The sequence below is a fragment of the Streptomyces sp. AJS327 genome, assembly GCF_013450295.1.
Classification (GTDB): Bacteria; Actinomycetota; Actinomycetes; order Streptomycetales; family Streptomycetaceae; genus Streptomyces.
Window position 1 is genome coordinate 846659 of record NZ_SKBR01000002.1, and the last position, 14968, is coordinate 861626.

A 14968-nucleotide genomic window follows, 5' to 3' on the forward strand; every position below is an offset into this window, starting at 1 on the left:
CGGGGGAGGCGCGGTGGAACGGGAGTGGCCCGGACAGTCCGAACGGGACAAGGCCATCGAGGAGTACCTCAGGGAGCGGCTCGGGCGCAGCCCCCGGCGGCCCTGCGCGGAGCTCCCCGCCACGCTGCTGCTCGGCCCGCGTGGCAGCGGCAAGACCACCCTCCTGCGCCACCTCGCCGAGTGGGCCGACCGCGTGCCCGTCTCCCGGCTGGACCTCGCCGCGCTCGGCCAGCAGGGCGGCAAGCCGCTCGACGCGCTCGCCCAGATCGTCTTCGACCTCAACACCCCGAAGAAAGCCGTCCCCCAACTCACCTTCCCCTCCTTCGGGTTGCTGGTGACGGCGGCCGTCACCCGGGTCAGCGCCCGGGACCGGGACACCGCCGTCACCGAGATGCGCGCCGCCCTCGCGGGGCCGGACAGCGGGCGGAGCACCACGCTGAACCGGCTCGCGGAGTCCGTCGCCACCGCGGCCGGGGCTCCCGAGCTGGTCACCGCGGCGCTGCCGCTGCTCCCCGAATGGCAGCTGGGCTGGGCCCGGTTCCGCACCAGACGGCGGCTGGCCCGCATCCGCCGCGGCGCCCCGCACCTGGCGCCGGACGCCTTCCTGCTGCGCCTCAACCAGCTGTACGGGGAGGCCGAGGGCGCCGAACGGGCCCGCGCCGAGGCCGTGTTGGTCGACGCCTTCCTGGACGACCTGCGCCGGGCCTACACCTCCCGCTCCGGGAACCGGAGACGCACCACCCGTTGTCTGCTGCTGCTCGACAACGCCGACAGCCCGCTCGGCAACGCCCTGCTGGAGATTCTGCTCGCCGGCCGGGAGAAGGCGGATGAGCCCGACCCGCTGCTGATCCTCGCCACCGCGGGCAGCTACCCCCGGCTGCTGCGCGGCAGCGGCTTCCGCGCCGCCGTCCGGTCCGGGCGCCAGCTGGGCGGCTGGTCCGCGCAGCAGGACGCGTTCACCCCGGAGGAGCTGGGCCGTGGGCTGCACGCGGGAGAGCTGTGCGACCTGAACGGCTCCGAGGTGGAGCGTCAGGTGGGGGAGCTGGTGCGGGCCGTGGGCCTCGGGGTGCCCAAGCCGCACCGCGTGGAGAACGTGGTCCGCTGGCTCGGCCGCACCGTCCACGAGGTGACGCGCGGCCATCCGGCCGCCACCGCCGCCGTCCTGGACGCGCTCGCCGACCACGAGGACAGCACCCCCTGGGAGGACCGGCTGCGCCGGGTGTTCTCCCCCTCGTACGGGCTCGTCGACCAGTTACTGGAGCGGCTGCTGCCGCACGACCTGAGCGGGCGGCTGCGCGAGCGGCTGCCGCTCGCCGCCGCCCCCGCCGACCTGGCGCAGGCCCGCACCGCGAGCGGCCTCTGGGGTGGCGCGCCCGAGGCGGTGCTGCGTGAGTTCGACGAGTTCCGCGCCGACCCGCTGCGCACCCTGCGCACCGCGGTCACCCCGCGGGACGGCGCGGGCCGCACCGACCCCCCGCATCCGGTGCTGCGGCTGCTGTTGCTGCGCCGCCTCGCCGCGCTGCCCGCGCCCCCCGGCGGAGGGACGGGCCCACCGGACGACGAGTCCGGGCCTCCCGGAGACGACGACGGTCACCCGACGGAAGGGCCCTGGGGCACGGGGGCGTGGGGCGCCGCGCACGCCGCGCTCCGCCGCGCGGCCGAACGCGCGGGCGCCGAGGGGACGGTGGCCTACCACCGGCTCGCGGTGGGCGACCTCCCCGCCGCCGCGCGGCACCTCAACGCCCTCTACGGCCGGACGACCGCCGAGGAGTGGTGCGCCGAGCTGTGCCGTCTGCGCCGGGCGCCCGTCCGCCCGCCGGAGGGCGGCGCGGAGGAGCCCTGGCAGCGTTACGAGGCGCTGGTCGATCACCTCAACGTCGGTGCGGTGGATGGGCAGTTGCGCACCATCACCCGGCTCCTGGCGGCCAGCTGGCTGAGCACCGAGCCGCTGGAGGACCCGGTGGCCGACCAGGTGGGCGACCCGTTCCGGGACCCGCTCGGCGATCCGGGGGCCGAGCTGCACGGCGAGATCGCGGCGCGGTTCCGCACGCTGGCCGCGCACGCGCACAGCGTCGGCTGGACGCCGGTGCTGCTGGACATGGCCGCACGGTACGACGGGAGGCCCTGGGGTGACTAGCCGGTACGTGGTGCAGCGACCACCGGTCAACTGGTGGCTGTGGGGCGCCGTCGCCGCCGCCGTCCTGGCCGCCGCCGTCCTCGGCGGGGTGCGGCTGTACGAGCGGGCGCAGCGGTGCGGCGACGGGGTGGTGGAGCGGGGCCCAGGCGACGAGTGCGTCGGGGTGACGGACGGCTCCTACGTGTTCGACCCGGGGCTGGCCAAGGTCAGCCGGCTGATCCACGCCGAGAACGAGCGGGTGGAGAAGTCCGGCGACCCCTGGGTGAGCGTCGCCTACAGCGAGCCGATGACGACGCGTGAGGGCGGTGACCCCTCCGAGCGGTCGGCCAACGACCGGGGCGGGGCGGTCGTACGGCAGGCCGTCGAGGGCGCCTACCTCGCCCAGCTGGAACTCAACCACCAGGGCGGGCGCGGTTCCACACCCAAGGTCAAGCTGCTGCTGGCCAACAGCGGCCAGGGCGCCGAGCAGTGGGAACCGCTGGTGGACCAGCTGGTGGACATGGCCGGAGAGCGGAAGAACCCGCTGGTCGCGGTGGCCGGGTTCGGGCAGAGCGTGACCACCACGCACCGGGCCGTCAACGCCCTGCGGACGGCGGGCGTGCCCACGGTCGGTTCGACGGTGGCGGCGGACGGCCTGGCCAGGAAGCGTCCGAAGGGCTTCTTCCGGGTCTCGGTGCCCAACCGCGACCAGGCCCTCGCCGCGGCCGGGTACCTCGCGAAGCGGCAGGCGGCGAAGGGGAGCGGCGAGGGCGCCTACCGGGTGGACGTGGTGCGGGACGTACGGGAGGACGACACCTACAGCACTTCGCTGGACCGGGACTTCACCGGCGCCGTACGGAAGAAGGGGCTCCGGCTGGAGTCCGACGGCTACGCCTTCGAGTCCGGGCGCTCCGCCTCCGGCACCGCCCTCGCCTCGATCGCGGAGAAGGTCTGCCGTCCCGAACGACGCCTGGACGCCGTGTACTTCGCCGGACGTGGGCGGGAACTGCGCATGTTCACCGAGGCGTTGACCGCTCCCGGCCGGAACTGCCCGATCACGGTGGTCTCCGGATCGAGCGCGCTCGGAGTGTTCTTCGACGCCCCGGACACCGACTCCGAAGGTGTCGACTCCGGCTCCGGGGGCTCGGAGGTCACCGGCCAGGGAGACGACACGGGCGGGGCACCCGACTTCCACCGGCGCTGGGACCGGAGCGACGTGGAGGTGCTGTACACCGCCTACGCCCACCCGGAGGGCGCCGAGCGGATCTACCCCCGCCGGGCGGCGAACCCCTACCCGGAGTTCGCGCGCGCCTACCGGGGACAGTTCGGCGGCGACCGGGGACTGGCGAGCGGGCAGGCCATGATGGGTCACGACACCGTCATCACCGTCGGGGAGGCCGCCCGCGACGCGGCGGGGGAGAGCGGCCGCGAACAGGTCGACGCCGGGGGCGTGTTGAACATGCTGCTACAGATCGGCAGCGGCGACAGCGTGCCCGGCCTCAGCGGCCCGATCGCCTTCGACGAGCGCGGTGACCCGAAGGACAAGCCGATGGCGCTGGTGGAGCTGCGCCCGAAGAGCGGCGAGCGCTACACCTTCCGGGAGACGATCCGGCCGTAGCGCGGCCCGTCGAACGGAAGCCGCACGCCGTCCACCCCGCCCGGCGGGGTGGACGCCGTCCCCGGACGGTGATCGCCCGGGCCCCAACGGTCCGCCGCCTCCGGCGCGTTGGGGGCGCGGGTCACCGCCCCGGCGGCTGGCCCGGCTGACCTGGCTGGCCCGGAGGGGGCCAGCCGCCCGGCGCGGGGCCGGGCTGCCCCGGCGGGCCGTACGGCGACCGCTGCTGACCGCCGGGCATCCCCGGCAGACCGTGCCCCGGCTGACCCGGGCCGGGCAGCGGTGGGGCCAGCTGCGGGGGCGGGTTGCCGTCCGAGGTCCAGAGCCCCTGCTCCCGCTGCGCCCGCGCGAAGTCCTCGGCGACCAGCGCCGAGAGGTTGAAGTACGCCTCCCGGGTCTTCGGGCGCATCATGTCGAGATCCAGCTCGGCACCGGCCGAGAGGTGCTCGTCGAAGGGGATGGTGACCACGGACCGGCACCGGGTCTCGAAGTGGGCGACGATGTCCTCCACCTTGATCATCTTCCCGGTCTCGCGCACCCCCGAGATCACCGTCAGGCTCCGCCGCACCAGCTCCGCGTAGCCGTGGGCGGACAGCCAGTCCAGCGTGGTGCTGGCGCTGCTCGCCCCGTCCACGGACGGGGTGGAGATGATGATCAACTGGTCGGCGAGGTCGAGCACTCCACGCATCGCCGAGTAGAGCAGCCCCGTCCCGGAGTCGGTGAGGATGATCGGGTACTGCTTGCCGAGCACGTCGATCACCCGGCGGTAGTCCTCGTCGTTGAACGTCGTCGAGACCGCCGGGTCGACGTCGTTCGCGAGGATCTCCAGCCCCGAGGGGGCCTGCGAGGTGAACCGGCGGATGTCCATGTAGCTGTTGAGGTACGGGATCGCCGTCACCAGATCCCGGATCGTCGCGCCGGTCTCGCGCCGCACCCGGCGGCCGAGGGTCCCCGCGTCCGGGTTGGCGTCGATCGCGATCACCTTGTCCTGACGCTCGGTGGCCAGCGTCGACCCCAGCGCCGTGGTGGTCGTGGTCTTCCCGACCCCGCCCTTCAGGCTGATCACGGCGATGCGGTAGCAGGACAGCACCGGAGTGCGAATCAGCTCCAGCTTCCGCTGCCGCTCCGCCTCCTCCTTCTTGCCCCCGAGCCGGAAGCGCGAGCCCCGGCCACCCTGCTGGGAACGCGGCTTCTTCTTGCTGTTGACCAGCCGGTCCGAGGACAGCTCCACCGCCGCCGTGTACCCGAGCGGGGAGGCGCCCTGTCCCTGCTGCTGCGGCGGCTCGGCCCCCGACCGCTGACCGTCCGGCGACTGCCCCGGCCGACCGGCGGCCAGCTCCGGCAACTGCCCCGGCTGGCCCGGCTGTTGTGGCTGCTGACCCGGCTGCTGCTGCGCGGGCAGCGGCTGCGGGGACGGCGGTGTCGGGTACTGGGAGGCGGGTGGCTCGGCCTGGGGACGCGGCGCGGGCAGCGGGGCACTCGTCGCCGGCCCCGGCTGCCGCGGATAGCCGTAGCCGCTCTCCGCGCCGGGAGGGCCGGGCGGCGACGGGGGGACCGGAACCCCCCGCGCCGGGGAGGCGGAACCCCCCTGTCCGGGAGCGTCCGGAGTACTCGAAGCATCCGGGGTGGCCGGAGCCGCCGGGTACGGGCTTGGCATATCGGGCGCGGTCGCGTTCGGCGGCACCGGAACACCCGGAGCGCCGGACGCCCCGGACGGCAACGCGGACGGAGACCCCTCCGGTCCGGCGGACCCCCCGGTGTCCCCCTGGCCCTGACGTGGCTGCCGTCCCCAGGGGTCCGGAGTCGCGGACGGGCCCGGCGCGTGCCACGGGCCGGGCGTGGCGGGCCCCTGCGGGTAGCCGTCCCCACCGGCGGCCGGAGCGCCCGGTGCCACGGGGCCACCCCCGGCTCGCGGATCGCCGGGCCCCGGCGTCGGCGGGTGGCCGTCCGCTCCAGCCCCCGCCGCAGCCCGGTCGGCGGAGGGTGTGGCGGGTGCGGGAGCGCCGCCCTGACCGGCCACCGGCCACGGCGGAGCGGGGGAGGCGGCGGGCTGGAAGTCCGGTGGCAGCGGGGGCAGTCCGGGCAGACGGCCCGGCCCGACACTGCCCGGCGCGACCGGCCAGGGCGGTGCCTGACGGGGATCGTCTCCGGCCGAGCCGACCGGCGGCGCGGCGTCCTCCGGCTCCTCCACCGGCCCGGCCGAGCCCTCGGCCTCCCCGGCGGAGGGCTCCGGCGCTCCGGCGGCGGACGGCTCGTGCCCCGGTGGCACGGCGTCCTCCGGCTCCTCACCGGCGCTCGCCCACGGTGCCGCCGAGGAGTCCCCGTCGGCCGAACCCCCCGTCGGGACGCTGTCCTTGCCCGCGCTGCCGTCATCGCCAGGGCCGTCCGGCGCCTCGGCAGCCGGGACGCCGGACTCCGCGTCCCCGGGCGCACCGGCGTCCCCACCGTCACGGCGGGTGCCCGCGCCCTCCCGGTCCGCGCCCTCCCGGCCCGTGGCCTCGCTTGTCCGGCCCGGGGCCTCGTGGGTCCGCTCCGAGGCGCCGTCTTCACGGTCGGTGACCGAGCCGGCGTCCGGCAACGGGTCCGACGCGGCGTCCGGCTCCCGCTCCGCCTCGTCCCGCGCGGCGCGCTCGGCGAGTTGGCGGCGCAGCGCGGAGCCGGAGATACGGACCGTCTCGCCGTCCTCCAGGTCGGCGGCGCCCGGAGCCGCGCCATCCCAGGCTCCGGCCTCCGGCTCCCGGTCCACGCCGTCAGGGGCGCGCCCGTCGGTGGGCCCCACCCCGTTCGTGGCCGGTGACGGGCCCCGCGCGGAGTCCGCCGCCGTCAAGTCGGCGCCGCTGCCCTCCGGTTCGGCGCCGATCGCCCGCTCGTGCGTGGTGTCCGGTTCCGCCTCCTTCCGCGCCTCCACGGACGGCGGAGCGGCGGTCGTGGACGGCTCACCGCCGGCGGCGCCCTCCAGCGGCGACGCGGCGGCCGGTCCGGCCTCGGGGGTGACAGCGCTCAACGGCCAGGGATCCGCGGGCGGTTGGGCATCCGGTCGCGCTACGGGGGAGCCACCGGACGGTCCGGGCGTGGCCGCGTCGGCGGGAGCGCCGACCACCGGCGGGGTCAGTGGCATCGGCGGCGGGGAGGCGGGCGCGGGAAGCGTGAAGTCCCCGGTGCTGTCCGCCTCGTGGGAGACCCCACGGACAGCGGGCGTCTCCGGCGCGGACGGGGTGGCGGGAGACGAGGGGGCCTCGGCTCCCCCCTCCGCCAGGGAGGCCAGGGGGCTCCCCGCCCCCTGCGTGTACCAGGCGGGCGGCGTGTAGTCGATGGTGAACTCGCCCGTCGTCTCCGTCTCCTGCTCGGGCTCAGCGTCCACGTCGAGCGGATCGGATGCGGGCGTGCTCCCGCCGAGGCGGATGTCGTCCCGATCGCTGCTCACAAGTCCTCCTGCTGCTCTGGTCGTGCACCCCGGTCCAACCGCCGCGCGTCCGCCAAGCCTAGCCATCGTGTGGATACCTCGGCAGAGCGGTCCCGTCACCGCGAAAGGGGCGGAAGTTGACGGATCCGTGCCGTCCCGACCCCATCAGCGGAAGGTCTCGTTCGCGTCTCGGCGGACCCGGCGGCGCACCGCTTCCCCGTCCGGTGTGGCCCCGGCCGCGCGGGCACCGGTACCGCGCCGTCCCCCACCCTCGCATGGTTCCGTGCCCGCCCGCCGAACGCCACCCTCCGGGCCCTCCCGGTCGTCGCCGAAGCCAACGGCGTCCCCCGTACGGGAAGTTGACGCCGACAGCCGGGCCCGCCGCCGTACCCCCGGACGCGCGGCACGCTCCGGGACTCCGTCGCGCGGTGGACGCGAACGACGGGGGGCGGACCGCCCGCTGGCTCGACGGCGCCAACGCGACCCAACGCGCCCGCTGTCGTTGACGGGGACTCAACGAACCGGACGTGGCCGGTGGTTGCCAGAGCGCCGTTCCGGCTGACGGGGTGACGGTCTCCGGGCGCTGACTCCGGAGGACTCACTCGGACGCCCAACACCGCGTGCTCCCACGGCGGTTGAGTGCCCCGAGGACACCTCCGGGGTTCCGCCGGGGTTCCGCCGGGCTTCAGTCCAGACGGCGGGGCACGCCCAGCAGCCCGGACTCGGCGTCGGTCGGGTCCGTCGCCGCGTAGCGACGGTCCCGCCGGGTGCACCAGAGCGTCACCCCGTCCGCGAGCGTCGACAGACTGTCGACCTCCGCCTGCGGCAACCGCATGATCCGGCCCACGCGTTCGGCCTCCTCCGGAGACACCCGCTGCACCCCCACCAGCGCGGCCCCGCGCAGCAACCGGGGCGCGACGGGGCTCAGATACGGCAGCAGCGTCAGCACCGACTGCCAGGCCATCGAGGCCACCCGGCCGCGCGGCGGCCGCATCCCACAGTCCCGCACCACCAGCACCGGGCTGCCCACCGTCGGGCCCATCGGCGGCACCCGTCCCACCTCGTGCAGCGTCATGCACTCCATGTCCGCACCGGCCGCGCGCACCAGGTTCGTCCACGCCGTGGCCCGGCCGGTCTCCACCGCGACCCGCGCCCCGGTACCGGCCGTGCGCAGGGCCAGGACCTGCGCGGTCCACAGCCCGCCGATCAACACCACGTCGTACGGCACCGGATGGTGGAAGCCGACCATCTGCGGACGCCCCTCGGCGTCCGCCCCGACCACCACCCCGTCGTCCCCGATCGGCAGGGACAGCGCGCCCAGTTCGTCGACCGGCAGCGTGTGCCCGCCCCCACGGGGGCCGTGCACCCCGCGCGTCGGCCACGGATCGGCGGACCTCAACGGGCACCCCCCAACGGCAACGTGGCCAGCAGGCCCGGCAGTTGCTCATGGTCCAGCCGGACGAGCCCGAGCTTCGCCGAGCGAGCCGAACCCTCCAGCACCTCGCGGGCCCCGACGAGTTCGGTCTCCGAACGTCCCGTCAGCCGCACATGGCCGGTCAGCGACGCGTCCCCGCCACGGGCCGCCCGGCCCAGCGTCAGACTGAACGTGGTCGACAGCGTGGGCACCGACGACAGCACCGACACCAGCCTGGGCAGCGGCGTCGCCGCCCGCCCCAACTCCGGCCACCGGCCCACCGCGTAGCTGGTGTGCCAGCGGTCGTCGCACCGCCACGTCCGCGCCGCCTCAGCCGTACGCCGTCCCTCCGGGGCGTCCGGACGGCTCGCCCGCGCCATGGCCATCGGGCTGACGCATATTGACGTGGCCACCGCCGAGGTCAGCTCCTCCTCGTCGAGCACCGTCGCCCGGAAGCCAGCGCCCGCCAGACGGCTCGCCACATGGTCCGCGACCCGCAGCAGACACCGCTGCGCGCCCGCCAGCCCCCCGCCACGCGCCGCGACCGCCGTCCGGCACAGCTCCGGATCCAGCTTCAGCGCCACCCAGGTGAGCCGCAGCGCGGGCGCCCCGGTCCGCTGTTGCAGGGGCGCGTAGCTGTGCCGCGCCACCGACCGCTCCGGCAGGTGCGGCGCGGGCGCGGGCTGCACGTGCTGCACGACCTGCACGGACTCCAGCGCGATCCCGTCCACCTCCAGCGCGTCCCGCAGCAGCCCGAGAGGCAGCGCGCGACTGCCGAACGCCGGGCGCAGCGCGCCGTGTTGGGCCTCCACCCGGACCAGGGCGGTCAGGAAGGTGCCGTCCCCGAGCATGCCCACCGCCCGGCGCTCCCGGTCCAGGAAGGCGTGGGTCCGCAGACTCGGCACGCACTCCACCACCGGCGCGAACCCCGGATCCGTCCGCTCCCGCGCCTCGCCGCCCGGCCGCGCCCCGGACACCGCGGCGGGAACCGGCGCCAGCGCGGCGGCCCGCCGCCGGGCACGCAGCGCCAGCAGCACCGCGACCCACTCCCGGGCCGAACGCCGACGGCGGCGCACCAGCGCCAGCAGCACCAGCGCGGCGGCCAGCACCACCGACGGCAGCAGCACCAGCCCACCGGCCGCTGCGCCCAGCAACAGGACCGCCAACCCCAGCTCGACCAGCACCAGTTGGTACAGCCGAACCGGACCGAGCCCCCCGGAGCGGGAGGCCGGGCGGGGCAGTGTGGAGGCCGGGGCCACCGCGCCCGGACGTCGCTCCGCCGAGGCGGCGGACGGCTCACCGCCCCGCGTATCCGTCGCTGTGGCCACCGCGCGAACCCCCTGGTATATCCCTCAATAGCACTGTTTCACGGGATGTGACTGATACATCACCCTACCCGCGCTGCGCACACCGTCGGGCAACCGGCATAGTAGGGGGCCCGCGCGGCCAACACCGAAGCGCTGATGGGCACTTGAACGCCGGTGCGGAGCGCGGCGCCGGCCGTCGCGGACGCGGCGGGTCGGGTCCGCCAGGAGGCGCGCGCGGACACACACCACAGGGGACACAGGGGAGCGGCATGGCATCACGGCGGGACGAGCTGAACGCCTACACCTTCGCCAAGAAACGGCTGGTCTCCGCGTTCCTCCAGCCCTCGTCCACCGGTACGGAAGAGGGCGCCCCGCGCCCGCTGCGGGCGGTACTCCCCGGGATCGTCATCGGCGCGCTCGTCCTGGTCGGCTTCGGCGCCTGGGGCATGTTCAAGCCGAAGGCGCCCAAGGACTGGAACAAGCCCGGCGAGAAGGTCATCGTCGGAAGCGAGTCCACCACCCGCTACGTGGTGCTCAAGACCAAGGGGACGACCCAGCTCCACCCCGTCCTGAACCTCGCCTCCGCCCGGCTGCTCCTCGACCCCCAGAAGGGCGACGTCGTCAAAGTCGACGAGAAGGTGCTGGACGGCGGCGAGGTCCGGCGGGGCGCCTCGATCGGCATCCCCTACGCCCCCGACCGGCTGCCCACCGCCGACGAGGCGTCCACCAGCGTGCGGTGGGCGGTCTGCGTCCGGCCCAGCCCCGGCGGCGGCACCGCGCAGCGGGCCGCCTTCGTCTTCGCCGAACGGGAACGGGAGCGCGTCGACGGCCGGAACCGGCTGCGCGGCGGCGAACTCCTCTACGTCGCGGGACAGGACGGAACCCGCTACGTCGTCGACAAGAAGGGCACCAAGTACCGCATCAGGAACGACAGATACCTGCTCCGGGCGATCGTCGGCGACCAGCGCCCCCAGCGCGTCACCGACGGGTGGCTGGACACCCTCCGCGAGGGCGACCCGATCCGGGTCCCCCGACTGCCCGCCGACATCGGCTCGCCCGCCGAGGTCCCCGGCACCCTGCGCGGCAAGCTGAACACCGTCGGCACGGTGCTCAAGACCACCGAGGCGAACGTCGTCAAGCACTACCTCGTCCTCAAGGGACGCGTCGTGCCCGTCTCCGCGTTCGTCGCCACCCTCCTCCTCGGCCAGCCCGAACTCGCCCATCAGGGCGGCAAGGCCAAGGAGTTCGGACTCGGCGGCTTCGAGGCCAGGGGCCCCGCGTTCGCCGGGCACCACGACTGGCCGAAGGCCAAGAGTGAGCGCGTCAACACCCCCGGCGCGACCGGCGGCGCCCGCGACACCCTCTGCGGGGTGCTGCGTGGCGTGGACCGCGAGACCGGCCGCCCCACCCTCAGCACCTGGGCCGGAAAGAGCTACCCGGCCCCGCTCCCCACCGGCTCCACCAGCGCCTACGTGACCCCGGGCGCGGGCCAGCTGTTCCGCCAGGTCACCGGCCGCAACACCCGCGTCGGCCCGGTCTTCCTGGTCACCGACACCGGCCTGCGCTACGCCCTCCAGTCGAACAGCGACAGCGCCCGCGACGAGTCCGACATCGGCTCCGACGGCAAGAGCGCCTCCCGTGAGAAGCAGACCGAGGAGAGCCAGGGCGCCCAGCGGCGGCTCGGCTACGAGAACGTCAAACCCACCCCGGTACCCGCCGCCTGGTCCCGCTTCCTGCCCACCGGCCCGCGGCTCTCCCCGGCCGACGCGCGCCAGCCGCAGGGCTCCTGACGATGCCACGCCGAGCCTTCCCCCACCTCTCCCACCTCCCCGGAGACCTCGGGCACCTCGGGCACATCGGGCGCCGGAACCCCGCCCCGCACCCCGGAGACGCCCCACCAGACGGGACGACAGTGACCAGCACCCACCCCACCCCCCACCGTTCCCCGGCACCCCGTGGCGCCGACGGGAAGCGCCCCCCACACCCCCCGGCGCACCACCCCGCACACGCCCCGCGGAACGCTCCCCGCCGCGCCGCGCTGACCGTGATCGCCGCCCTCCTCGCGCCGGGCGCCGTCCTCCTCAACGCCCCTCCGGCCGCCGCCGATCCGGGCGCCCAGTGCACCGCCGAGTCCAAGGACTACACCGGCCGCCCCTGGGCCCTCCAGCGCGTACTCCTCGACGAACTCTGGAAGAACACCCGCGGCGAGGGCGTCCGCGTCGCCGTCATCGACACCGGAGTCGACACGCAGCACCCGCAACTCCGGGACGCCGTCGACACCCGGCGCGGCAAACGCGTCCTCGCCCAGCCGAGGAAGAAGAAGGGCGAGCCGCCACCCCGCGAACTCAAGGACGACGGCACCACCGACCTGGTCGGTCACGGCACCAAGGTCGCCGGGATCATCGCCGCCCGGCCCGCCAGTGGCACCGGGTTCGTCGGTCTCGCCCCCGGCGCCACCATCATCCCCATCCAGCAGAACGACGCTGAGGGCAGCGGCACCGACCGCACCCTCGCCGCCTCGATCAACTACGCGGTGGACGCGGGCGCGCACGTCATCAACATCTCGCAGGACACCCAGCGTCCCGTGCGGGGTCACAGCGTCCTCAAGGCCGCCGTCGACCGGGCGCTGCGCAAGAACCGCGTCGTCGTAGCCTCGGCCGGGAACGACGGCCTCGGCGGCACCGTCAAGAAGACCTACCCCGCCTCCTACCCCGGTGTCCTGGCTGTGGCCTCCTCTGACCGGAACAACGAACGCGCCCCCTTCTCCCAGTCCGGCGACTTCGTCGACGTGGCCGCGCCCGGTGTGGACATGGTCTCCACCGTCCCCGGCGGAGGCCACTGCCAGGACAACGGCACCAGCTTCTCCGCGCCCTACGTCGCGGGCGTCGCCGCGCTGCTCCGCGCGGAACACCCCCGCTGGACCGCGCGGCAGATCGCCGCCCAGATCGCCCAGACCGCCGAACGGTCGGTCCCCGGCCGCGACCGGCTCGTCGGCTGGGGTGTGACCGATCCGGTGCGGGCCGTGACCGAGGACGATGGGCCCGTCAACCGTCCGGTGGCCCGTGAGGGTGTCACCAGGGGTGAACGTCCCGAGGCCATGGAGTTGCAGTTGGACGAGACCGAACAGGAGCGGAACGAACGGCTCGGCACCTACGTGGTCCTCGGCGGGCTGGTCCTCGCGGGCGCCCTCGGCGGGGCGGCGCTCGTCGCCCGGGACCACCGCCGCCGCAACCCCCGCTCCTGACGCTCCGTCGCCGGACAGCCCACCCTGCGCCAGCCCGTTCCGCCCGTCAACAGCCCCCGTACCAGGGGTCGTTCGACTGTGCCGACCGGCCGGTTCGTGACACGGGTCATCACAGCACTCTCACTCTTCGCAGTTGGTCACCGCCGAACCGGTGACTACAGTGTGGGCTGTCTCTGCGCGTAGCGGACTCCTCCGACAGACACGCCAGAATGACGCACACACACCACACGGCTGAGCCTTCACACCCGTGGAGGCGTGACGGGGCAGGGGGAAGCCCGTGGGGAAGCCGGAGAACCCGGAATCCGAGAACCCCCGCACGTCCGGACCCACCCCGGGCGACAGCGGGAGCGCCAAACTCAGGCGGGAAGCGGCCTCACTCGCACGCTTCAAGACCCGCGTGGACACCATCATCAGGGAGCTTGAGACCTCCTCCGCCGGCAGCTCCCGGCTGGGCAGCGAAACCCTCCCACTCGCCTCCTTCGGCGGTGACACCTTCTCCGAGGCGGCCGACCTCGCCCGCGTCTACGCACACGTACACCAGCGGCTGACCGACCTCTCCAAGACCTTCGGCGACCAGGTGGAAGCCATGGGCATCGCCGTCCAGGGCATCGACCGCGGCTTCGACAACCTGGAGGACGACCTCAAACGCCGCTTCTGGAAGATCTACGGCCGCCAGGAGAACCCCGAGCAGCGGCAGAAGACGGAAGGCGGCGAGGAAGCTGTTCTGTAGCTGGGAGAGTCAGGCATGAGTGACGACGGAACCGCGAAGAACCTGAACGAACAGCAGGCCGACGCGTTCGTCCGGCAGTCCACCCGGGACGCCACCCGCGTCCTGCGAGGTACCTCCGGCAGCTCACAGCCCATCGGCGGTACCAACTTCGAGGGACACGAACTCGACGACCTCATCGACATGGTGGAGCGAGCCAAACCCGCCGACCTCGCACGGACCGGCGACGCCCTCCGCGTCGCCGCCGAAGCGCTGGCCACCTTCGCACACGACGTGCGCGCCTACGCGGGTGAAGTCGACTGGGACGGCGAGTCCGGCACACAGTTCAAGAAGTGGGTACGCCGCCTCTCCTCGGAGACGACGACCCTGTCCAGCTACGCGGAGACCGCCGGACGCCAGTTACAGAACGCGAGCCAGGGCCTGGCACAGGTACAGAGTTCCATGCCCAAACGCGACGGGGACGGCGGCCTCGAAGAGGCCCTCCGCGGAATCCCGAAGACGAAGCGCGTCCCGACCAACCCCGCCTACGTCGTAGCCAAGAAGCGTGAGGGCGACCGGCAAGAGGCCATCAACCTCATGAACAAGCTCAGCTCCTACTACCAGGTCTCCCACGACTCCATGGCCCTGGCCGAAGAACCCAAGTTCGGCAGAATGCCCGACGTTGGGGTTCCGCGCCCTCCTCGAAGAGAGCGAAACCTTGAGAGAGTCGGCACAGGATCGGTGATTGATTCATCCATGTCACGCCAGGATGATGTATCGCCCCTGGGGAGCAATGCTGATCAGCAACAGCATGAGGGAACCACGGAGTCCACGGGTTTGGGTGAATTCGAGACCGAGGAAAATGGTGAACCACGAGCAGAAGGCAGCACAAATGGCAGGCCACCGGTAGCCACGGAACTCGACAACGCGAGCCTTCCACTCGCACCTGGCACTGAACGATCTCTGCCGAACACGGTCACACCGGCGCCTAGTTCTTCACCCCCCGGACAGGTAACACCCGTGCCACCCATCGCCTCCGCCCCGGGGCCCATGCCGCGTGGCCCGGTCCAGGTCCCGGGCGTCAACTCTCCCAGCGCGCCGGGGCAGCCTCCCACATCCAAGCCGGGATCCCCGACACCCAGCCCACCTCGGGGTATTTCGGG

At 74.1% G+C, this 14968-nt stretch carries 9 protein-coding genes; 5 read left to right on the plus strand and 4 right to left on the minus strand.

Features of this window, described 5'->3' with window-relative positions; all coding sequences use genetic code 11:
- Positions 1–13: 13 nt before the first annotated feature.
- Together E0L36_RS13430 and E0L36_RS13435 are read left to right on the plus strand one after the other, a co-directional pair.
- Positions 14–2137, plus strand: a complete 2124-nt coding sequence (locus tag E0L36_RS13430; RefSeq protein WP_180929256.1) for an ATP-binding protein — start codon at positions 14–16, stop codon at positions 2135–2137.
- Positions 2130–3734 carry a hypothetical protein gene (locus E0L36_RS13435; protein ID WP_180929257.1) on the plus strand — a complete coding sequence of 535 codons (1605 nt, stop codon included), beginning with the start codon at positions 2130–2132 and terminating at the stop codon, positions 3732–3734. The genes E0L36_RS13430 and E0L36_RS13435 overlap by 8 nt, the downstream gene beginning before the upstream one ends.
- 121 nt (positions 3735–3855) lie before the next feature.
- On the opposite strand, the gene E0L36_RS13440 is transcribed toward E0L36_RS13435, so the two are convergent.
- From E0L36_RS13440 to eccE, 3 genes are all read right to left on the minus strand, one after another.
- The gene (locus E0L36_RS13440; RefSeq protein WP_180929258.1) at positions 3856–7155 is read right to left on the minus strand and encodes an SCO5717 family growth-regulating ATPase; all 3300 of its coding nucleotides are present in this window, start codon (positions 7153–7155) and stop codon (positions 3856–3858) included.
- Positions 7156–7819: 664 nt separating this feature from the next.
- Positions 7820–8533, minus strand: a complete 714-nt coding sequence (locus tag E0L36_RS13445) for a hypothetical protein (protein ID WP_180929259.1) — start codon at positions 8531–8533, stop codon at positions 7820–7822.
- Positions 8530–9876, minus strand: a complete 1347-nt coding sequence (gene eccE / locus E0L36_RS13450; RefSeq protein WP_308416746.1) for a type VII secretion protein EccE — start codon at positions 9874–9876, stop codon at positions 8530–8532. The genes E0L36_RS13445 and eccE overlap by 4 nt, the downstream gene beginning before the upstream one ends.
- A gap of 248 nt (positions 9877–10124) precedes the next feature.
- Between eccE and eccB the strand changes: the two genes are divergently transcribed.
- From eccB to E0L36_RS13465, 3 genes are all read left to right on the plus strand, one after another.
- Positions 10125–11645, plus strand: coding sequence for a type VII secretion protein EccB (eccB, locus tag E0L36_RS13455; protein ID WP_180929260.1), 1521 nt, complete (start codon positions 10125–10127; stop codon positions 11643–11645).
- A 248-nt stretch (positions 11646–11893) separates the two neighbouring features.
- Complete coding sequence (gene mycP / locus E0L36_RS13460; RefSeq protein WP_258016249.1) at positions 11894–13099, plus strand: type VII secretion-associated serine protease mycosin; 1206 nt, start codon at positions 11894–11896, stop codon at positions 13097–13099.
- A gap of 397 nt (positions 13100–13496) precedes the next feature.
- Entirely contained in the window at positions 13497–13829 is a 333-nt protein-coding gene (locus E0L36_RS13465; RefSeq protein WP_180929262.1) for a hypothetical protein, read from the plus strand.
- Between the two features lie 123 nt (positions 13830–13952).
- Here E0L36_RS13465 and E0L36_RS13470 read toward each other — a convergent pair whose 3' ends face one another.
- Positions 13953–14096: a hypothetical protein gene (locus E0L36_RS13470; RefSeq protein ID WP_180929263.1), complete on the minus strand. Its 144-nt coding sequence runs from the start codon at positions 14094–14096 to the stop codon at positions 13953–13955.
- Positions 14097–14968: the final 872 nt, after the last annotated feature.